The organism is Citrobacter sp. S-77, assembly GCF_963864895.1.
Taxonomy (GTDB): domain Bacteria; phylum Pseudomonadota; class Gammaproteobacteria; order Enterobacterales; family Enterobacteriaceae; genus Citrobacter; species Citrobacter murliniae.
This window is the reverse complement of record NZ_CAWLWU010000002.1, coordinates 2,001,288-2,021,836: the sequence shown is the minus strand read 5'-3', so window position 1 is coordinate 2,021,836 and position 20,549 is coordinate 2,001,288. Positions and strand designations below refer to the sequence as shown.

Below are 20,549 nucleotides of genomic sequence, written 5' to 3'. Positions count from 1 at the left end.
CCTAAATAACTTGAATTGCAGGAAGGCAGCCAACACCTAAGCGGTTTAAGTATGATGGGTATATACAAAAAATCATTCAAGTTGCATCAAGGCGGCAAGTGAGTGAATCCCGATGAGCTCACTCTGGTAAGTGATTCGGGCGAACGAACGTAGCCAACGCCGAGGCAGCTTGAAGGATGCCGTGCATAAAAATATTATACTTACCTGTGAAACAGATAGGGAGCGCGACAAATGTCCATTAATGGGCATTTGATTAATTGAAAGTTAAATTATAAACAAGTCAACATTAAAACATGCGCCGCAAAAAACACGACAATACTACAACAAATCAACCCCTGTAGGTTCTCCTGTAGTGACCGTTATATCTCGATGCTGGACTTATTTGTCATGTTATCCAGAACTGTTTTAATTACCTGTTGTTCAAAATGCTCTGCATGCAGATATCTTTTTTCTTTATAATTTTTACTTGTATCCCGATCGGGTTGATGTAAAAAACATTCTGGAGGCGTACACGAGATAATTGAGTTAATTATTCCAACTGGCTGCGGATATTCAAAAAATAGCGAGCCGGAGCAATAATTATGGGTGAATTGCCACTCGGACAATTCGTTCAGGAAACAATCCGACGCTGGTTTTGGTATTGCGCTGGCTTTATCGTGACCTAAAACAATAAAAGCAAGATTGTACAACCCATGTGCATATGGCCAGAACATTTTATTGAGCTTAGTGACACCAAACTCCCTTACTTGTGGAACACTTTTACAATATAGATCGAGTAGTGTTCCCGCTTCGGCAACGTTTCCATCAAGAAGTGCAATCAGGTATCGAATAGCCAGGAGATCGTGAGTGGCCTGCTTAGTCGCAAGTACCCTTTTTGCGCCTTCCCTTGCATCTGTTTCAAAGTCAGTACGTTTGTACCATAAAGCCATAACTAAATTGGTAATCGCTATTGTAACAGGATGACCATTGTCACTCAGACCACACTTTTCAGGTAAAAGAAGTGACACACGATAAAACATGCCGGCGGCAAGAATATCCAGGGTCGTCCATATATTGATGCAGTGATCGCATCCGGAATCCACACCCAACGTCACGTGCCTGACCATGGCAGACTGACGCAGGGCTGAATGTAGAAGTTCCATGTCCTTTGACTGTATCGCGGTTTTGTACCCCAATAACTCTGGCTTACCTTTCATGCGAAGCATAAAAAGCCATGAACTTACCTGCTCATGAAGGGAATAACCTTCGTGGCACTCATCATGAATAGCCAGGCACTCCGCTAAATAGTCATTCATGCTCATCCAGACAAGGGCATTTTTTACAGCCTCTTTTTCGTATTCTCGCTGGTATGCACGTTGATATTTAGGGGAAATAATAGCCATAAAAAACCTGCAAATTAGTAGCGTTAGCACTACTTTACGATAAAAAAGAGAAGCGATTATGGTGAGTTATCACGTCGAAATCAGTCGCTTCCTTGCCCTTTACACAGCCTACGAAAACGGTATTTATCACCCATCACTATCGGCGTTCCGCATATTTGCTACGTTTGTGTTGATACAGTAATTCGTCCGCTTTCAACATTGCAACTTCAAGCGTATCGCCTGGCTGCATCTGGTGCGCTCCCCAGGAGAACGCCACCAGTTTATCGCGATCAATAGTGAGCAATTGTTCCTGCACGCGATCGATAACATCACGCGACTTATTCAGTGAATAATCAATAAGAACCAGGCAGAACTCATCCCCCCCCAGCCGTATGCCATAATCACTTTTACGAATAGTATTTCCCAGCGCCAAACCCAGTGCCTGTATCGCTTTATCACCCATATGGTGGCCAAGCGTATCATTTATTTTTTTGAGTCCATCGCTGTCAATCGCGATGATCGTGACAGGGATGTTGCGATCAACGAGCGCGCGTATTTTTTGCTCAAGTTCAGGTGTAATAACTTTTCTGTTATACAGGCCAGTCATCACATCCGTCACGTTATCCCGCGAAAGCGATTCCTGTCTGATTAACTGCTTATGCGCATATCGGCATAATGTCCAGGTCCCCAGAACATACAAAATAAATAGCCACAGATTAGCGATGATGACGTAGATAGCATCCAGTTTGACATGGAGAGTGTAATACTGGGTGATTTTGTCCTGGTAACTGATCAAACCAAAAGATTTGAGATCCGGGTTATGAAAAATAATATTCGCACCGGTTGCATTATCCGTAACATACAGAGACAGGAATTTCCATAGCAACGGCCGGTCAACTGTTTCGAATGAAACGATAAGATCGTTAATATTGATATCTGTAATCAGAATGCCTTTCACTTTATCTCCCAGGAACACTGGAGTAAGCATGCTGATAATATTATTTTGAGTATAACCATCCTGGTAAATATGAGACACAATGCTTTCCCCTCGTATCAGGTCATCCAGAGCGTTCTCATCGATGGTAATAGTATGTGCGCTACGCGCGATATTAATGCTGCGACCATTATTAACTAACCAGTTACTAAAGGTATAGTCACGGGTATTAACCAGTTTATTGATGTAAATATAGTTATGTGAAAGATCTATGTAGTATCTGATATTCCTGAAAGCATAGCCGGTATAGTTTGAAAAACTGTACTTTTGTGAGACCGTACTCCCTGGACTTTGAATTATGGACATCGCGCCAATATCACGCCCCCACTCTGTACACGTTTTATTCTGAGTCTGTAAGGTCCCTTCAAGGTTTTTCATAGTTTTAGACAGAAGGTTAAACCCGTAGATGTTGCCCTCGTTTTCTACATGTCGACAGATCTCTGCCAGTTCACTATCGGTAAGGTTATCGGAGGATGTTCTGGAATAGAATTCCCGCGAAAGCCGACTGGCGATATTCTGATTAATTGACTCTTCATGGAATAGTGCCGATTTGCCATTTTCAGCGACATATCCCATATAATTCTGTAAATTTCGCGCTTCATGCACGGCCAGCGCGATGAACACTAAGGTGGTACAAACCACAGTCAAGATAATCGCACTAATATATTTTTGTCTCGACAAAATGGCTAACTCCTTGTTGTACCTCCAAGAAATAAGCTCAAGTATAGCATCAATCCATCCCTCGTGGCCTGCGGATAGGTACAACACAGCGTGGCGCTGTCAATCCGGCACGATGGCCGCGTGATACATAACTCAAACGATAAGAAATAGAGTAGAAATGTCGATGGGGTTATGGATATTTTTTATTCTGTCTACCATGCTTTGCCTACTCGTCAGTTAAGCGAGCCACTCATCCCCAGAGATTACGTCTTTTGGCCGAGGACACGACAATGCGCAGCATACTGCTTCCTCTAACACTCGCAGCGTGTCTTTTTGTTTTCGGCGTTTCTGTCCTGAATATTCAGCTCTGGTATTCATCAAGGGCCGATAGCCTTGCTGGCGCTAAATATGCAGAAAACAACATAAACAATATACTCGATGAGGCTACTCTGGCGACCAAAACGGCTAAGGACATCGTCGTGAAGGGTTGCGATCTGGAAGAACAATATCAGCTCGGCACAGAAGCTGCTCTGAAGCCTCACCTGCGGACCATTCTTATCATCAAAAATGGGGCAGTATGGTGTTCATCGCTGCCGGGTAATCGCGTGTTATTGACCCACATTCCCGTTGTGCCTGAAACAAACTTACTGCTGGCACCCGCCAAAAACACCGTCAACGGCCTGCCCGTACTGCTATACCAGACACTTTTTGCAACGAGCCGTATTCTGGTCACCATCAGCGATCAGCATATTCGCGGAGCGCTGAATGTTCCGTTGAAGAGGGTTGCGTATTCACTACTCGTGGGAAATAACACCATCGGCCTGTCGGGAGATGTGGCAACAATAGACGCAAATACGCCACTAACCGGGCGAATTGACTCGGCTAAATATCATTACAGTATAATTTACAATCAACCGCCGCTGTTCAGCTTAGCCAGACTGGTCACTAAAGGTTCAGGCATACTGATATTCATCCTGCTGATATCCGGTATCGCGGCTTACGCACTGGAAAAATATTTGAACAAGAATGCGACGCCTGAAGAGACGTTACGCAAAGCAATCAGCAACGGAGAGATCGTACCTTTTTATCAACCGATCGTTAACGGCAAAACGTTGACGCTGCGCGGTGTTGAAGTATTAGCCAGATGGAAACACCCGAGAGCCGGATATATCTCCCCGGCGTCATTCATTCCAGTTGCCGAAAAATCCGGTCTGATAATTCCCCTGACTCAAAGTCTGATGACACAGGTCGTGACGCAGATGAATGTCATTGCCAGTAAGTTGCCCGAGGGATTTCATGTCGGGATTAACTTTAGTGCATCCCATATCACCTCCCCCACATTTGTTGAGGAGTGTCTGAAATACAGGGACAGTTTCAGACGAAATGATTTACATCTGGTTATTGAAGTAACCGAACGTGAACCCTTACATGTGGATGAACACCTCGTTCAGCGACTTAATGTCCTGCACGAAAATGGTTTCGTAATTGCCCTGGATGATTTCGGCACCGGCTATTCAGGACTTTCTTATCTTCATGATCTGCATATTGATTATATTAAAATTGACCAGAGTTTCGTTGGTAGAGTAAATGCCGATCCGGATTCAACCCGCATTTTGGATTGTGTGCTGGATCTGGCTCGTAAACTGTCGTTAAGCATTGTCGCCGAAGGGGTCGAAACGAAAGAGCAACTCGACTACCTGAACCAAAATAACATTACCTTCCTGCAGGGCTACTATTTCTACAAACCGGTAACCTTCACCGGACTGGTCAAAATTCTGCTGTCAAAAGCCAGAGCTAAGGTGATTGTCGAGTAAACGTATAAGCGATTAACTGTAATTCTATGTCACTGATTCAACACAGGCATAGCAAACAGCATTATTCGAAAGGTTTAAATAAAAACAGGCGGAGAATGATGAAAAAGATAGCAATCGTTGGTGCGGGACCTACTGGTATTTATACGTTATTCGCGCTGCTTAAGCATCAAACACCGCTGTCAATTACCCTCTATGAACAAGCCAAAGAAGCCGGGGTTGGTATGCCCTACAGCGACGAAGAAAATTCAAGGATGATGCTGGCAAATATCGCCAGCATTGAAATTCCCCCCATTATCTCGCCCTATATCGACTGGTTACGCCAGCAAAGTGAAGCACATTTAGCGCGTTATGGCGTTGAACATGGCTCACTGCACGTCCGCCAGTTTCTGCCGCGCATTCTTCTTGGTGAATATTTCCGTGACCAGTTTTTACAACTTGTCAGCCTGGCGGAAAGACAGGGGTTTAATATCAAAGTGAATGAATCCAGCCTGGTAAACGACATCCAGGCAACAGCGGAGGGCATTGTTGTTTGCACTGAGCAGGCTGCACCTGAACTATTTGACCTCGCCGTCATAGCAACGGGGCACGTTTGGCCTGATGAGGAGACGCTAACTCGCACCTTTTTTCCCAGCCCGTGGACCGGTCTGATGGATGCAGAAATCCCGGCATGCCAGATAGGGATAATGGGCACGTCTTTGAGCGCTCTTGATGCGGCAATGGCTGTCGTGGCGCAGCATGGCAAATTTGTGTCCTATAACGGGCAGCATATTCGCTTCGAAAAAGATGACAAAAGTCGGGATCTGCACATTGTACTCATGTCCCGCTCTGGCATTTTACCGGAAGCCGATTTTTACTGCCCTATCCCCTATGAACCGCTGTGTTTTGTTACCGGGCAAGCACTGGAAAAACAGATAGCCGACGGCTCAGAAGGCCTGCTCGACCGGGTCTTTGCGCTGATAGTAAAAGAAATTGAACATACTGACCCTGTATGGAGCCAACAGATCGCTCTGTCATCGCTCAATGCGGACAGTTTTACGCAGGCCTGGTTTGCCGCACGCAAAAAACACGACCCTTTTCAGTGGGCCGAAACTAACCTTGAAGAAGTTGAGCGTAATAAGCGTGACCGACGAACTGTCGCCTGGCGCTACACTATTCTTCGCTTGCATGAGGCCGTGCAGGAGATTGTTCCCTCGCTCAATGAGAAGGACAGAAAACGCTTCAACAACGGACTTGCGCGCGTCTTTATCGATAATTATGCCGCCATCCCCTCACAGTCAATTCGCAGATTACTGGCACTGCGTGAAGCCGGGATAGTGAGTATTCTCGCCCTCGGCCCGGATTACCAGCTGGAGCAACAAGGTGCAGCAACCGTGATCTCCGCTAACGATAAGGCGTATAAATTTGACGTGTTTATCGACGCCAGAGGACAAAAACCACTAAAAACAAAAGATCTGCCATTTCCGACGTTACGAAAACAGCTTCAGTCCACAGGCGAGGAATTACCGGATGTCGGTGAAGACTACACCTTGCAGGCACCGGATATTGTTCGTGGTCGTATTGCACTTGCCGCCATTCCCTGGCTGATGCACGATCAACCGTTCGTACAAGGTCTTACTGCCTGCGCGGAAATAGGCGACTGTATTGCGAAAGCTATTGTGCAACCGGCAGTCCGTTTTCGTCGACGTTTGCCGTTCTATGAGACATGACTAAAACACACTGCTATTACCATCAAAAGAAGCATTATCGCGAGGTGGTAAGCAGGTATAGTTGTCTCCACCATCTTCTTTATCACAGAGATCTGATCTTATGTCCGCTTCTGTTCCCCTCTTTGCTGCTGGCAGTTTACGGCCGGCATTAACCCCGCTGATAAGCCATTTCACCCGCCTGAGCGGAATAGATTTCACTGTTGAATATGGCCCGGCAGGTTTATTGCGGGAGCGAATTGAGGCCGGTGAACCGTGCGCACTTTTTGCTTCGGCAAATCGAGCACATCCCCAACAGTTACTGTCCAGTCGTAAAGCCGTATCCGTACAGACGTTTAGCCGTAATCAACTGAGTCTTACCACCGCTCGTCCCGGCGAATGGCTGGATTTGCTGCGTGACCCCACCCTGCGTATCGGTACATCAACCCCCGGATGCGATCCCTGTGGCGATTATACCTGGGCCTTTTTCGAGAAGCTGGATTTGCTTGAAGCGGGTCTTGGGCAACAACTGCGCGAACGCGCCACTGCGCTGGTTGGAGGTCGCGACAGTCTCAACGTGCCAAAAGGCGAACTGGCCAGCGCATGGGTTATTCGTCAGGGATTTGCCGATCTGTTCATTGGTTACGCGCACTATGCGAAAACGCTGTGTGGGCAGCCCGATGTCCGTTGTGTTGCAATCCCGCCAGAACACAACGTTCAGTGCGAATATCAGCTTGCCATTCTCGACGCGTCTAAGGAGGTCATGGCGTTGGTTGAATTTATTCTCACCAGCGGCGGTCAGGAATTTTTAACCGCCGCCGGATTTTTACCCCTCAGCGATGGATCGCAAACAGGGGCGCAATAAACGGCGTCGGATGATTTTCCAGGCTTAATTTTCGCAGCGGCAATCCATAAGCCCTGTACAGATTATCTTCCGTCACAACGCTGTCTGTAGGACCGGCAAGCCATTTCCCCTGCGGTAACAGCAACAGCGTATGGGTTGCTATTTGCAGTGCATGCAGCGGATCGTGAGTGGAAAAGAGAATACAGCATTCTTGTCGATGGGCCAGATCGCTGATGAGTTGCAACACTACCTGCTGATTGGCTAAATCCAGTGCGGAACAGGGTTCATCAAGCAACAACGTCTGGCAATCGGTTACCAGTGCCCTGGCGATCATCACCAGCTGTTGCTGCCCACCGGAGAGCGAGCTAAACGAACACGCAGCAAGATGCGCAATGTTTAACTGTTCCAGCGCCTCAGCCGCCCGTTGCTTGTCCTGATGACGGGGTTGGGCAAACAGCTTCACATGTTGTGCTCGCCCCATAAGCACGACATCACTCACCGTATAGGGAAATGGTAGATGGGAATGCTGAGCGACAATCCCGGTTCCACCTTCACTTTCTATACTTCCACCAAGCGCAGGCAACGTACCGGTTAACGTGTCCAGCAGAGTGCTTTTCCCCAACCCATTACGCCCCAGTACGGCCCATATATCACCTTTCTCACAACGAAATGTGAGTGGCTCAAATAACGGCGTTTGGTAACCATATGCCAGGTGATCAACATACAGAGCCGCAGATTTCATCGTTTTCCCCGACGACTGGACTGAATTAACAAAAAGGCAAATAGCGGCGCACCGAGCAATGCGGTAATGATCCCCAGAGGTATTTCCGCCGACATCAAGGTACGCGCAATATCATCTACAGCAATCATAAAACCGCCCCCCAACCAGAAGGCGCAGGGAAGTAATCGACGATGATCGACACCCACCAGCAGTCGCGCCAGATTCGGAATAACCAGCCCAACCCAGGCAATGCTGCCGCTGACAGATACCTGTGCCGCGACTAAAAACGCGCAGCAGACCAGCACACTGCGTCGCAGAGGAATCACCGCCACGCCGAGCGCTTTAGCGTCTTTATCATTGAGTGATAACAGGTTTATCCGCCAGCGCAACTGGTACAAAATTGTCGCCGCGATACTGACCGGAACGGTCAGCATCAGCACTTTATGCCAGTTGGCCGTCGCAAAACTACCCAGTAGCCAGAACACAATATTAGGCAATGTTTCTTCGGTATCGGCCTGATATTGAATCAGACTCACCAGTGCCGCAAAAAAACCACTCAAAATGATACCTGACAGGATCAGAACAAGCGTATTCTCCAGTCCCTGGAGCGCGGCAATGGCGTACACCAGGATTAAGGCTGCCAGACCGAAGAAGAACGTTGAGCCCATCATCAGCCACGGATCCAGCCCGAGCAGAATAGCCAGCGTGCCGCCAAAAGCTGAACCGGAAGTTACCCCAATAATATGTGGGTCAACCAACGGGTTATGAAACACCCCTTGCAAGGTGGCGCCACACAGCCCAAGGGCTCCCCCCGCTAACAATGCCATCAGAATACGCGGAAGTCTGACAGTCCAGATGACCTGATTTGCAATGCCCTGAGTGTCGGAATAATGGCTAAGCTGATAAAACACATCGCCCAATGACAATGGATAATGTCCAAGACACAGCGAGCCCACTCCCAGCAACAGCACAGCCGTTATGAGGATCGGTTGCCAGGATAAAATGCGCTTACTTACCAGCATCAGGCTGCCAGTTCACACGATAAAAACGTTGGTAGTACTCCTGCGCCTGCGCATCAACATTCACGTTTTTATAGGCATCCGGGTAGAGTTTTTTTGCCATCCATAACTCACCAATCGCCAGTGCTTCCGGCATCGGATATCCCCAGGCTTTAGCGTATTCAGGCATCAGCCAGACACGATGGTTTTTCACCGCATCAATTCCCTGCCAGTTGGGATCGTTTTGGATCTCAGCCACCACCTGCGGATAGCGATCCTGAACAAAAACGACCTGCGGGTTCCACTGTAATACCTGCTCAAGCGAAACCTGCCGCGCCCCTTTAACACTCGCAGCCGCAACGTTTAGCCCGCCAGCGTGCTGCATCATCAGCCCGGTGTACTTCCCGGAACCATAGGTCATGAGATCGGGGTTAGCCATATAGATACGGACTTTTTGCGCTTCAGGAATATTAGCGACCGGTGCATTAAATTTTTCCCTCGCCGCAAAAACGTAGTTAATCAGCGATTCAGCCTGGGATTTGCGCCCAACCACATCAGCAATCAGCCGAATGCCCTGCTTTAACCCTTCGTTATAGACCTGTTCCTCGTCGGCCATTGTCGGGTTCATTTTGTTCTGTTGCCCGTCAATATCCTGGCGTAACGAGATAGCCACCACCGGAATACCGGCATTCTGGATCTGCTGGATCATCTCCGCTGGCGCATAGTTGGCAACGAACACCACCTGCGGATGAATCGCCAGCAAACTTTCAATATTCACGCTGGTGAGATCGCCAGGCGTTGGCAATGAGGTAATCGTTGGCATAAAGCGGGCAAACTCAGGGCCAAGCTGTTTTTTCCAGCTCGACATGACACCAACAATTGACTGTTGAGCATCCAACTGAACCAGAATATTCAGCGTCTGGTGTTGCAGCACAACCACCTTATCGACGTGGTCTGGTAACGTGACCTGACGGCCTAGCTGATCGGTGACACTGCGGTCTGCCTGCGCGGAAAACGCAAACAACAGGCTGGCACAAACCAGCACAAAAGAACGAAGAGTTAACATAGATACCATCTGGAAAGGAAAAAACGATATGCATTAAATTATATAACGATGTGACTGGCAACCCATTATCTATAAATCGAGCCATTCAAAAGATGAAGATCAATTTATGACGTGAAACAGACAGGATCGTGTTACGTCACGCTGGACTTAACGGCGATAAAAGAAAAGCCGACGGCAATCACTACCGTCGGCCTGCGTGCGTACTGCTCGTCAGATATTACGATTTAATGGCCATTTTGATGATATCTAACGCTTTGGCGAACTGATCTTGCGGAATAGTCAGCGGATAGAGGAAGCGGATCACGTTGCCGTATTGACCGCAGGTTAACAGCAGTAACCCCTGCTCAAGCGCTTTCTTCTGCACACGTTGCGCGACGGCAGCGCTTGGCTCCTTCGTTGTTGCATCACAAAATTCAGCAGCAATCATTGAGCCTAATCCGCGTACTTCGGCCAACTCCGGACACCCTGCACGAGCATCGTTCAGGGCCGCACGCAGTTGCTCACCAAGTGCTTCTGCACGCTGGCACAGTTGTTCATCATGAATAATATCAAGCACCGCGTGGGCCGCTGCCACAGCCAACGGGTTTCCGGCATAGGTGCCGCCCAAACCACCCGGCGCTGGTGCGTCCATAATCTCGGCCTTACCGACCACACCTGACAGCGGCATACCACCAGCAAGACTTTTCGCCATGGTCATCAGGTCAGCTTTATGATCGTAGTGATCCATAGCGAACAACTCACCCGTACGGGCAAAACCACTTTGCACCTCATCGGCAATCATCACAATGCCGTGCTCATCACAGATGCGACGGATAGACGCGACAAATTCAGGCGGAGCTACAACAAATCCCCCTTCGCCCTGCACGGGTTCGAAAATAATCGCCGCCACCTGGCTGGGGTCAATGTCAGCTTTAAACAGCCGCTCAATTGCTTTAACCGAATCTGCGGTGGAAATACCCTGTAGTTCAGAAGGATAAGGCGCATGGTAAACAGATCCAGGGAACGGACCGAATCCTTTTTTATACGGCGCGACCTTACCGGTAAGTGCCATGGTCATGTATGTGCGTCCGTGAAAACCGCCGCCAAAGGCGATAACACCCGGCCGACCTGTGTGTGCGCGGGCAATTTTAACCGCGTTTTCTACCGCCTCTGCTCCGGTAGTAAAGAATGTGGTTTTACGCGGCCCATCAACAGGCGCAACTGCATTGATTTTCTCAGCCAGAGAAACATAGCTCTCGTACGGGACTATCTGGTATGCCGTGTGAGTAAAAGCCTGAAGCTGAGCCTCGACTGCCTGCACCATACGAGGATGACGGTGTCCGGTATTCAGCACGGCAATTCCGGCAGCGAAATCAATATATTGATTGCCTTCGATATCGGTAATTGTGCTGTTTTCCGCTGACTGAGCGAAAAAATCACACATCACACCTACGCCACGCGGGGTGGCATCCAAACGACGTTGTTGCAGGTTTTTATTGTTCATTATCTACACCTTGTCCATAAACATATCCGGGTTGAATTACCCTTTAAATTTAGACGCCATCTGGTACTTTAATCGAGAGCCAAATCGTTTTATTTTAAGGATCCAAATGCGTTCACTTGCCGGAGATGTGATCAAGCAAGCATTTAGCCAGCAGACTGACGAAAAGCTTCATCGTCGTCTGTATGCCGCCATCTGCAGTTGTATTCTTGAAGGTAACCTGAAACCAGCAACCCGCATGCCCCCTTCGCGGGATCTGGCTAGTGAGCTGGCGCTATCTCGCAACACCGTATTACGGGTATATGAGCAGTTACAGGCCGAGGGGTATATTTCTGCACGCACCAGCAGCGGGACGTTTGTTACTGACAGCGTACTGGATAATCTCAACCTGCGCACCGACAGGGAACCCACCTCACCCGCGCAAGAAGACCACACCAGCTTATCAGCCCGTTGTCTTGAACTGCTGGGTTACGCCAGCGCGAGCCCCCGACAGTGGGGACCTTTTATCCCCGGCGTACCTGACGTGCAGTATTTTCCTCACCGCACGCTCAAAAAGATTCAGGACCGGCTGGCAAGACGGTTGCGCCCGGAGTTTCTTACCTACGATGCTACAGGCGGCGTAAGTGAGCTGAAAGAGGCGCTGGCCGATTACCTGCGTACCGCGCGCGGCGTCAGATGCTCTCCCGAACAGATACTGATCACCGAAGGCATTCATCAGGCGCTGGATCTGGTGACCCGCACTCTGTGTGACCCAGGTGATAACGTCTGGATTGAAGAACCTGGCTACTGGGGAATAAAAAACATTCTGCGTATCAACGCTGTTAACTTTTCGGCGATCCCCGTTGATGAACAAGGTATGGTTCCGCCAGGAGCATCAGAGGTTGCGCCGAAACTGATTTTTGTGACACCGTCACACCAATATCCCCTCGGTTCGGTAATGAGCCTCAGCCGGCGGCGGCAGCTCCTCTTTCGGGCGCGTGAAACACGAAGCTGGATAGTGGAAGATGATTACGACAGTGAGTTTCGCTTCTCGGGTCAGCCCATTCCGTCATTACAGGGACTGGAGGAAGAGAGTCCAGTCATTTACATCGGCACGTTCAGCAAAACACTTTATCCCGCACTCCGACTCGGTTATGTCGTCCTGCCCCGGGCACTCGCTACCCCACTGAAGAAAGTTCACACTGACCTCTATCGCGGTGGTCATCTTCTGATTCAGGCCGCGCTGGCTGAGTTTATTAAAGAGGGTTACTACGCGGCCCATATCCGCAAAATGCGTCAGCTCTACAGCCGCCGTCGCCATATGCTGGTTGAACTGATCACCAGGATGCTCGGTGAACATTATCTGGGCTCCTTCAACAGTAACGCCGGGCTGCATCTGATTTTACAGTTGCCAGCCGATAGCGATGACGTTGCCATTGCACGGTTGGCAAATGCCGAAGGTTTGTTGGTTCGGCCGCTGTCGCGGTATTACATCAGTGAAGAGAAACACCGCGGTCTGTTGCTGGGATTTGCCAGCATTGAAGAACATGAGATGGCATCGGCGTTTTCCAGACTGGCCGGGATTATTAAAGCCCATAGCTGACGAACGTCGGATTTGTACACCGGATGAGGTTTGCCCCCCCATCCGGCGTTCTGCTAGTGTGTGGCTTTTTTAAGTCCGGCCAGATCCTCCTGAGTTATCTCGCCATTACCTTCGCCCCAGCTTTTACGCACATAGTTGATAACGTCGCGCATTTCACCCTTAGTCATCATTCCCTCATACGCTGGCATTTTGAAGGAGACATTTCCCCGCGTCGTGGGTGTTTCCGCCCCCTGCGTAATCACTCTGTACAGCGGGGTCGGATCGTCAATCATGACCAGCGGGTTTTTGATCAAAGAAGGCACATTATCATCCGTTCCTTTGCCTTCCAGGCCGTGACAGGTTGAGCAATAGCGGTTATAGACAACCTTGCCCGCTTCAGGCGAATTTGACCACGTAGCCGTCGGGCGCGCCGGGGCAGCCTTATCGCGCTTCAGACTCAGCAAATACTGCGCTATCGCCGCAGCGTCATCATCCGTCAGATACTGAGTACTCTGACTCACAACCTCGGCCATTGATCCTGAAACCGCGGCATGTTTGCTTTTTCCTGTCAGTAACAGCGACGTTAACTCCTGCTCTGACAAGGCGGTCCCTCTGAGTGATGGTGCGTACCAGCCGTCGATCATCGCGCCGCTCAGGTATTCATCATCGCTACTGGTGTACGCTTTTTCCTGCATCGCTATCCCCCTTGGGGTATGACACGAACCGCAGTGACCAGGCCCTTCAACCAGATAAGCCCCCCGATTGACCAGCTCAGTATTTACATCCGCTTTTTTGCTCTCAGGTGCGTCGGTAAACAACCAGTTCCAGATATGCAGCGGCCATCGGGCCGAGAGGAGCCAGGGGATGGCGTTCTCTTTATTGGGTTCTGCAGATGAGGTGACATCATGCATAAAATAGGTGTACAGCGCCTGAACATCCTCATCGGAAAGCTTCGCATAAGACGGATAAGGCATCGCCGGATAAAGTGGATGACCGTCTTTGGCAATACCCTGGCGCACCGCTTTTTCAAACTCGTCGTAAGAGTAGTTGCCAATACCGTGGGTCTTGTCGGGGGTAATATTCGTCGAATAAATATCGCCAACGGGCGTGGGAAACTTTTTGCCCCCCGCCATCGCCGCTCCGCCCTCAGCGGTGTGACATGCCACACAGTCAGAAATTCGCGCGATGTACTCACCGTTAGATTCAGCAGCAGAGACACCGACGCTAAATAAACAAGCGATAAGAAAGGTTACGTTACGCATAGATCACCCCATATCCTTGAGTTCGTTGACCGCACGCCATGCCTGATCGATCGCAGCATGCGCATAAGCACTCCAGTCAGAATCCGAGTTAGCAATGGCAATTCGACCGACTGGTTTACGCGCCCGGTCAATAATCTCGGGCATTTTGTCCATATCATCGAACAGCGACGTGGGGTAATACGCATAACCATGCGCCCAACGGTTAACCGTAATGGCTGAAATATCCCGTTGATTATCAAAACCCGTAGAACCAAACATCTCCTGCAACTGGGCGCGAATCATTTCTTCATGCGCCGCAAACGTGGTACCAAGTAACCATGCCCGCCCCAGGCGGAACTGTTCCCTGGCTGACAGATTACTGCCCGGATAAGTAGGCACATAGACCATATGAATAACCATTGGATCGTCCGGTGTCGCCGGATGCTGGTAACCTCCGATACTAACCGGATAGTCGAGCTTCACCCGACTGTAAGGCGCAGCGGGAGAGTAAAACTCATGCACACCAAGCTGCTTAAACGCATTCCAGTTCTTGACCACCACGTTGGTGTACACAAGCGGTGCTTTTACGTTCAGTTTGAGGTCTGCTTTTTGCTGTTCCGGCGTTTCAGGCACAATGTATGGGATCATCATGTTATAGCCCGCCATGATGGCATTCTTACCGCGAACGCGATGCATCTTGCCATCACGTAACCAGGTTATGGCAACGCCGTCCGGCACGTTCGCCGCGTTGATCACGGTACTGTTCAGGCGCAGACGGGTTGTATTTTCCGGCTGGTCCAGCTTTTCGTAATGCAGCCTTGCGAGGACTGAATCTTCCATTGAATTGCCTGGCAGCGCGTCGGGCAGCAGGTGTCTGACCAGTAGTCGCGCCAGACCGGCATTGCCGTCCGGGAAATGATAGACATATGGCTCTTCGAGATCGGCCAGCGACTCCCCGTCCAGTGGCGGTAACCCTAATGCCTCCATACCAGGTAGTGCGCAGGCTCTGGCATCACTGCAGGAAATTCCCTCGATACCAATAGCAAAGAAATCATTGGAACGCTGCTGAAAATAGAGCAGCGCCATTTTGCTCAATCCGACTTTTGTTGCAAGGAATTCACTGTAGCTGTGGGCATCCATCCAGTCGCTTTTTTCGTCCACCGTCATGCCCTGAAGATAATCGACCGGGCGCACATGCAGGTCGATGAGCGCCTTTCGGTCACTTTCACTTAATGGAAAGTCGTTGATAAACGCTTCGATATTTCGCCCATTAAGTCTGTCCGGTGGAATATCATCGGAGACGGCCCGCCCCGGATCGCCACTGACTATTTTGGTCTCACCAAAATTCTTTTTGTCGAAAAATACGCCGCGACTAAGTTGCCAGTCAGGGTAGAAATTCACGTCAAAACTGTCTTTCAGACGCGTAGCACTAACGCCAACTGTCTCCATCAGTTTTTGGACCACGGGGCTAAAATTGTGCGCTGGTGACTGAAATGACTCGCTGCCGCCATAGCCAAGAAGTTTTTTGCCCGCGGAATTAAATTCGTTACGTTTGGCGTGCCCGCCAAAATCATCATGGTTGTCGAGGATAAGGATCCTGCTGCTCTGCCCGGCGAGTTCACGCCAGAAGCACGCGGCAGCCAGCCCGCTAATGCCGCCGCCGACGATAACCAGATCGTACTCCTCCTCGATGGGGAGAGCGTTTAAGTCAAAACGTTTATGCTCACGGCCCAATGCATGAGCCATCTCGAACGAACCTGGATGATTACCCCGCAGACCCGTCAACGCAGGCGGATAATAACTTCCATTAATGAATTCGTTGCCATTTCCTGCCGCCCTGACCAGATCCAGAGGAGTCAGTCCCGCAGCGATAGTGACCGCCACGCCGTTGAGAAAATCACGTCTGGTAATTGCCATTAACTTTGTCCTTTTGCCACTTGCACACTGCCCTAAAAAAATCAGAGTCTCCCCCTCTTTTTTGAGGGAGAGACAATCGACTACTTCACTGGCTTCAGTTCTTCATCCAGTTTTTTCGAATCATAATAATCACCCTGCCAGGTAATTTTTCCTGCTTTAACATGAATATAGCTGACACCTTCAAATTTGATCGGATTATTTGTTGCCGGACTTCCGGCCCATTCACCGCTGTTTTTGCCTGAAAATTCCCACCGGAAAGCGACGGTATCCTCGTCATAAACGGGCTTACCAATCATTTTCCAGGTTAAATCAGGAACCGCTTTTATAAATGCCCCGATGACCTCTTTCTCGGCGTTTTCTCTGCCGTTTACCGGCTCACCCGCCGCTGCATCGTAATAAACCACGTCATTTGCCAGGTACTGTGCAGCAAGTTGCGCATTGTGCGCATTCCATGCCGCCATATACTCTTTCACAGTACTCAGCGAGGTACTTGCCGCCATGCTCAGGCCCGAGAACATCACCAGTGAAAGCACAGCTATTTTCAATGTTTTCATCACATTACCTGCTATTCAGAAATATCGGTCATGATATGTTTCACACGGGTATATTCATCGAGAGAATAAGAAGAGAGATCTTTTCCGTAACCCGACTTTTTGAAGCCGCCGTGTGGCATTTCAGCACACAGCGGAATATGGCTGTTAATCCACACCGTGCCAAAATCAAGATCGATGCTGAAACGTTGCGCGCGACCATGGTTGCTGGTCCAGACGCTGGCAGCCAGGCCGTATTCAACATCATTGGCCTTGTCCAGCGCCTCTTCGTCAGTTGAGAACGGCTGAATGGCCACCACCGGACCAAACACTTCGTGTTGGATGGCTTCATCATGCTGATGCAGGCCAGAGATGATGGTCGGTTCAAAGTAGAAACCCGGCCCTGCTCCTGCTCTTCCACCCGTTTCAACTTTTGCATGTGCTGGCAGACGTGCAATAAAGCCTTTTACCTGCTCAAGCTGATTTCGGCTGTTCAGCGCGCCATACAGAGCCTCCTGGTCTTCAGGAGGGCCAAATTTTATCTGCTTTGTTTTTTGGATCAGTTTTTCCAGAAACGCAGGGTAGATGGACTGCTCCACCAGAATACGCGTGGCGGCCGTGCAATCCTGACCGGCATTGAAAAAGCCCGCCGTGGTGATCGCGTCAATAGCCTTGTCTATGTTCGCATCGGCAAAAACGACGGCAGGTGCTTTTCCGCCAAGTTCCAGATGGGCTTTAGTCAGGTTTGCAGCCGCAGATGCCGCGACCTGCAAACCCGCACGGACGGAACCGGTAATAGAAACCAGTGAAGCCGTTGGGTTAGAAACCACCAGCGAACCAGTATTGGCTTTTCCCAATACCACGTTAAATGCTCCTTTCGGGAACAGTGGTGCAGCCAGTTCCGCCAGCAGCAACGTACTGACCGGGGTGGTATCACTCGGTTTTAGTACTACTGTGTTACCCGCCGCCAGCGCCGGAGCAATCTTCCACACCGCCATCATAAACGGGTAATTCCACGGTGTGACTTGCCCGACAATACCCAGCGGTTCACGACGAATAGTAGAGGTAAAACCGGTGGAATATTCTCCGGCGGCCTTTCCCTCAAGACAGCGTGCTGCACCGGCGAAAAAGCGAATTGCATCGCATGAAGCGGCTATTTCCTCTTTCTCAATAAAATGCAGCAGTTGACCAGTTTCCTGGCTTTGCGCCCTCGCCAGACGTTCTACGTTTCGTTCTATTTCATCAGCCAGCGCCAGAAGCGCTTTTTGCCGCTGCGCGGGCGTCGATTTTTTCCAGATACTAAACGCTGCTGCCGCCGCCGAGTAAGCAAGATCCACCTCAACCGCACTGCCGTTGGGAGATAATGCGTACGTTTCACCATCAACCGGACTCACCAGTTCAAAGGTTTCATCTGTGCTACCCGCGACATATTGCCCGTTAATAAAGTGCTTCAGGGTTTTCATGCGTATCTCCTGCCATTTAATACATAAAGAATCTTATGTAATATATATATTGTAAAACTTTTTCAAATGCGCAACATTGACACTATGATAAGCCTCGCATTTTTAACTTATATTTTACATTTACAAGTGAGAGGCAATTCATCACCAGTTGACGCTATCGGAACACGCATCCGTCTGTGCAATGGCATCACGCGCGGGCATGTAAAATAACGCGACCATTCTGACCTTCCTTGCCTGACGGGCTTGTGTTAGAAATGGTCGTTGTTTCAGGGAATTGAGTGCAGAAAAGATTATGATTACTCATGCGGTCATATTTGCGCCTATCGGGCAGGTCAGTCGTTCTGACCAGATAGTGCAGCGCCTTTCGAACGCCATTATTACGGGATTACTGGAGCCAAAAGAGCAGCTCCCAAACGAAACCGATCTGGCAAAGATGATGGGTGTCTCACATATCACAATCAGAGAAGCATTAAACACGCTTCGGGCTAATAATCTTATCCATACGATTCGTGGTCGCAATGGCGGGAGTTTTGTTTGCGAAAACATCGACGGCAAAAATAGCGCCCTGCATCCGTTCAAATCGATCAGTACAGATTACCTTTCCGATTTAGGGGAAATGCATTGCGCTATTATTAGCCACAGCGCAAGACTCGCTTCCAGGCGTATGACCGGTGCCGATATCTCTAAATTTCGCGAGTTTGTCGAGGTGTTAAGAAAAGCGGATTCGCCAGAATTAATGACACAGGCCGATATGCGTTGCCTGCTGGCAATAGCAGCCAGTTCTCATTCGGCGCGGCTGGCCAATCAGGAATTGCAGGTTCAGGCTGAATGGGCCTCACTGGTTGCCATACTTTATCGCTCTGGCAATATTCATGCAGAAATTATTGCGCTCTATGCGGCGCTGGCCGACGCGCTGGCTGCCCATAACGAGGTGGAATCCGTACAGTTCGCCACGCAGATTATCAACACATTTACCTATTACCTTATAGAAAAAAAGCTGAAATATAATTCGAATTAACAATCAGTGAAGGCAGGACAGACAATGACCTCTTCGACATCCTTAAGCGCATTAATCCGTAAAATTGATGATATTACTGCTTCTACCGTAGATTCTACCGTTGCGCTGGCGAGGAGTATCCATGAGGCTATTGCCGGTGTGCAAAAAGGCTCAGCGGAGGTGGTCCTCGACCCTGCTGTAAGAGCAACCGTTCAGCAGCACATTAAACGTACACTCAATGACAATCACTATTGCTCCGGTGCCGGATTCGCCAGCCATATTGAGAGCACGCCGACAACGAGAGAGTACTGGCATCTGGAATGGTGGTATAAAAAAGATAATGGTTTGAGTCAGGCAAATCTGGATTTGGATCAGGCCACACAGCAGCGGCTGGATTTCAGAACGTTCGAGTGGTTTAAACACTCCCCACCAGCCGGCGAAGCTTATATTCACGGCCCGTATGTCGATTATATTTGCAACATCTCTTACACACTGACGTCAGCTGTACCCGTCTACTTCAATGATCAGTTTCTTGGTGTCGCCGCCGTCGATCTGCTGGTCAGCCAGATTGAAGCTGAATTGCTTTCCTGCCCCCAGCCTGATTATGTGATTCTGACGAATCTGGAAAACAGAATTATTTTCTCCAGTTGGCCGCGTTATCGCGTAGGTGAATTGTTGTCGCCGACGAACACCACCCTTGTTTATCAGAGCGACTACTTTATCCTTTATCACTATCAAAACTAAGGGCCCGAAGGCCCTTGTTTTCAGTTGTCCTGCCCCATAGTTAGCTTGTTTGCGTAGGCAATAGCATCATTTTCAGGCGCAGCGGAGCGACCGAACGGACGGGTCAGGAACATATAGACCAGCCCTGAGCCCACGACAATCGCCAGACCAAACAACACCGTCCAACGATCAATGAAGTCGCTGCTGTCGGCAGGCTGCGCCAGCAGCCAGATACCACACAGCCCATAGGCTAACGCCAGCACGTTGACGAGAGTCCCCCAACCACCTATGGTCCACTCACCCGCTGGTTTCCAGCCCTTCAGACGCTGACGCAACGCGGCCAGCACCACCATCTGGAACGAAATGTAAATACCGATGACGGCAAACGCGGTAATGCGCGACAGATTATCCGGCTGAAAATAAACCCAGATACAAATGATCACCGGCAGTAAGCAGCTAACAACCATGGCATTATCCGGTACGCCATTTTTGGAAAT

General features: G+C 49.6%; 16 protein-coding genes and 1 pseudogene. 6 read left to right on the top strand and 11 right to left on the bottom strand.

Annotated features, from left to right (window positions below; translation table 11 throughout):
• Nucleotides 1–359: 359 nt before the first annotated feature.
• Both AACS05_RS10280 and dgcJ read right to left on the bottom strand, forming a co-directional pair.
• Nucleotides 360–1,382, bottom strand: a complete 1,023-nt coding sequence (locus AACS05_RS10280; RefSeq protein ID WP_045442360.1) for a hypothetical protein — start codon at nucleotides 1,380–1,382, stop codon at nucleotides 360–362.
• A gap of 136 nt (nucleotides 1,383–1,518) precedes the next feature.
• Nucleotides 1,519–3,036 carry a diguanylate cyclase DgcJ gene (gene dgcJ / locus AACS05_RS10275; RefSeq protein WP_223306986.1) on the bottom strand — a complete coding sequence of 506 codons (1,518 nt, stop codon included), beginning with the start codon at nucleotides 3,034–3,036 and terminating at the stop codon, nucleotides 1,519–1,521.
• A gap of 269 nt (nucleotides 3,037–3,305) precedes the next feature.
• Here dgcJ and AACS05_RS10270 point away from each other — a divergent pair, with 269 nt between their 5' ends.
• From AACS05_RS10270 to AACS05_RS10260, 3 genes are all read left to right on the top strand, one after another.
• A complete protein-coding gene (locus AACS05_RS10270) occupies nucleotides 3,306–4,829 on the top strand; it encodes an EAL domain-containing protein (protein WP_045442358.1) in 1,524 nt (507 codons plus the stop codon).
• Between the two features lie 98 nt (nucleotides 4,830–4,927).
• On the top strand, nucleotides 4,928–6,535 hold the full coding sequence (locus tag AACS05_RS10265) for an FAD-NAD(P)-binding protein (protein ID WP_045442356.1): 1,608 nt from the start codon (nucleotides 4,928–4,930) through the stop codon (nucleotides 6,533–6,535).
• Nucleotides 6,536–6,635: 100 nt separating this feature from the next.
• On the top strand, nucleotides 6,636–7,376 hold the full coding sequence (locus tag AACS05_RS10260) for a substrate-binding domain-containing protein (protein WP_045442354.1): 741 nt from the start codon (nucleotides 6,636–6,638) through the stop codon (nucleotides 7,374–7,376).
• Here AACS05_RS10260 and AACS05_RS10255 read toward each other — a convergent pair.
• The 4 genes from AACS05_RS10255 to puuE all read right to left on the bottom strand — a co-directional run bounded on the left by AACS05_RS10255 (nucleotide 7,345) and on the right by puuE (nucleotide 11,623).
• Entirely contained in the window at nucleotides 7,345–8,097 is a 753-nt protein-coding gene (locus tag AACS05_RS10255) for an ABC transporter ATP-binding protein (RefSeq protein WP_045442351.1), read from the bottom strand. The two genes, AACS05_RS10260 and AACS05_RS10255, sit on opposite strands and share 32 nt — an antisense overlap.
• A complete protein-coding gene (locus AACS05_RS10250) occupies nucleotides 8,094–9,098 on the bottom strand; it encodes a FecCD family ABC transporter permease (protein WP_045442349.1) in 1,005 nt (334 codons plus the stop codon). The genes AACS05_RS10255 and AACS05_RS10250 overlap by 4 nt, the downstream gene beginning before the upstream one ends.
• Nucleotides 9,085–10,140: an ABC transporter substrate-binding protein gene (locus AACS05_RS10245; RefSeq protein WP_045442346.1), complete on the bottom strand. Its 1,056-nt coding sequence runs from the start codon at nucleotides 10,138–10,140 to the stop codon at nucleotides 9,085–9,087. The genes AACS05_RS10250 and AACS05_RS10245 overlap by 14 nt, the downstream gene beginning before the upstream one ends.
• Before the next feature lie 217 nt (nucleotides 10,141–10,357).
• The gene (gene puuE / locus AACS05_RS10240) at nucleotides 10,358–11,623 is read right to left on the bottom strand and encodes a 4-aminobutyrate transaminase (protein ID WP_045442343.1); all 1,266 of its coding nucleotides are present in this window, start codon (nucleotides 11,621–11,623) and stop codon (nucleotides 10,358–10,360) included.
• A 106-nt stretch (nucleotides 11,624–11,729) separates the two neighbouring features.
• Between puuE and pdxR the strand changes: the two genes are divergently transcribed.
• The gene (gene pdxR / locus AACS05_RS10235; RefSeq protein ID WP_045442340.1) at nucleotides 11,730–13,202 is read left to right on the top strand and encodes a MocR-like pyridoxine biosynthesis transcription factor PdxR; all 1,473 of its coding nucleotides are present in this window, start codon (nucleotides 11,730–11,732) and stop codon (nucleotides 13,200–13,202) included.
• A gap of 53 nt (nucleotides 13,203–13,255) precedes the next feature.
• Here pdxR and AACS05_RS10230 read toward each other — a convergent pair whose 3' ends face one another.
• The 4 genes from AACS05_RS10230 to AACS05_RS10215 form a co-directional block, all read right to left on the bottom strand.
• The gene (locus AACS05_RS10230; RefSeq protein WP_045442338.1) at nucleotides 13,256–14,443 is read right to left on the bottom strand and encodes a c-type cytochrome; all 1,188 of its coding nucleotides are present in this window, start codon (nucleotides 14,441–14,443) and stop codon (nucleotides 13,256–13,258) included.
• Between the two features lie 3 nt (nucleotides 14,444–14,446).
• Nucleotides 14,447–16,339 (bottom strand): flavin monoamine oxidase family protein, encoded by a 1,893-nt coding sequence (locus AACS05_RS10225; RefSeq protein ID WP_045442335.1) that lies wholly within the window; start codon nucleotides 16,337–16,339, stop codon nucleotides 14,447–14,449.
• A gap of 80 nt (nucleotides 16,340–16,419) precedes the next feature.
• Nucleotides 16,420–16,893, bottom strand: coding sequence for an ester cyclase (locus AACS05_RS10220; protein ID WP_045442332.1), 474 nt, complete (start codon nucleotides 16,891–16,893; stop codon nucleotides 16,420–16,422).
• Between the two features lie 11 nt (nucleotides 16,894–16,904).
• Nucleotides 16,905–18,332, bottom strand: a complete 1,428-nt coding sequence (locus AACS05_RS10215; RefSeq protein WP_045442330.1) for a gamma-aminobutyraldehyde dehydrogenase — start codon at nucleotides 18,330–18,332, stop codon at nucleotides 16,905–16,907.
• Between the two features lie 292 nt (nucleotides 18,333–18,624).
• On the opposite strand from AACS05_RS10215, the gene AACS05_RS10210 reads away from it, so the two are divergent.
• Both AACS05_RS10210 and AACS05_RS10205 read left to right on the top strand, forming a co-directional pair.
• A complete protein-coding gene (locus tag AACS05_RS10210; protein WP_045442328.1) occupies nucleotides 18,625–19,350 on the top strand; it encodes a FadR/GntR family transcriptional regulator in 726 nt (241 codons plus the stop codon).
• A 24-nt stretch (nucleotides 19,351–19,374) separates the two neighbouring features.
• The gene (locus tag AACS05_RS10205; RefSeq protein WP_045442326.1) at nucleotides 19,375–20,073 is read left to right on the top strand and encodes a cache domain-containing protein; all 699 of its coding nucleotides are present in this window, start codon (nucleotides 19,375–19,377) and stop codon (nucleotides 20,071–20,073) included.
• A gap of 20 nt (nucleotides 20,074–20,093) precedes the next feature.
• On the opposite strand, the pseudogene AACS05_RS10200 reads toward AACS05_RS10205, so the two are convergent.
• A pseudogene (locus AACS05_RS10200) lies at nucleotides 20,094–20,549 on the bottom strand (amino acid permease); the annotation flags it as partial.

Excerpts from the sequence above, each read along its gene's own strand:
- AACS05_RS10220 (WP_045442332.1), bottom strand. The coding sequence starts at position 16,893 with ATGAAAACATTGAAAATAGCTGTGCTTTCACTGGTGATGTTCTCGGGC.
- AACS05_RS10250 (WP_045442349.1), bottom strand. The coding sequence starts at position 9,098 with ATGCTGGTAAGTAAGCGCATTTTATCCTGGCAACCGATCCTCATAACG.
- AACS05_RS10230 (WP_045442338.1), bottom strand. The coding sequence starts at position 14,443 with ATGCGTAACGTAACCTTTCTTATCGCTTGTTTATTTAGCGTCGGTGTC.
- AACS05_RS10245 (WP_045442346.1), bottom strand. The coding sequence starts at position 10,140 with ATGTTAACTCTTCGTTCTTTTGTGCTGGTTTGTGCCAGCCTGTTGTTT.
- AACS05_RS10205 (WP_045442326.1), top strand. The coding sequence starts at position 19,375 with ATGACCTCTTCGACATCCTTAAGCGCATTAATCCGTAAAATTGATGAT.
- pdxR (WP_045442340.1), top strand. The coding sequence starts at position 11,730 with ATGCGTTCACTTGCCGGAGATGTGATCAAGCAAGCATTTAGCCAGCAG.
- AACS05_RS10255 (WP_045442351.1), bottom strand. The coding sequence starts at position 8,097 with ATGAAATCTGCGGCTCTGTATGTTGATCACCTGGCATATGGTTACCAA.
- AACS05_RS10215 (WP_045442330.1), bottom strand. The coding sequence starts at position 18,332 with ATGAAAACCCTGAAGCACTTTATTAACGGGCAATATGTCGCGGGTAGC.
- AACS05_RS10260 (WP_045442354.1), top strand. The coding sequence starts at position 6,636 with ATGTCCGCTTCTGTTCCCCTCTTTGCTGCTGGCAGTTTACGGCCGGCA.
- AACS05_RS10225 (WP_045442335.1), bottom strand. The coding sequence starts at position 16,339 with ATGGCAATTACCAGACGTGATTTTCTCAACGGCGTGGCGGTCACTATC.
- AACS05_RS10270 (WP_045442358.1), top strand. The coding sequence starts at position 3,306 with ATGCGCAGCATACTGCTTCCTCTAACACTCGCAGCGTGTCTTTTTGTT.
- AACS05_RS10265 (WP_045442356.1), top strand. The coding sequence starts at position 4,928 with ATGAAAAAGATAGCAATCGTTGGTGCGGGACCTACTGGTATTTATACG.
- AACS05_RS10280 (WP_045442360.1), bottom strand. The coding sequence starts at position 1,382 with ATGGCTATTATTTCCCCTAAATATCAACGTGCATACCAGCGAGAATAC.
- AACS05_RS10210 (WP_045442328.1), top strand. The coding sequence starts at position 18,625 with ATGATTACTCATGCGGTCATATTTGCGCCTATCGGGCAGGTCAGTCGT.
- puuE (WP_045442343.1), bottom strand. The coding sequence starts at position 11,623 with ATGAACAATAAAAACCTGCAACAACGTCGTTTGGATGCCACCCCGCGT.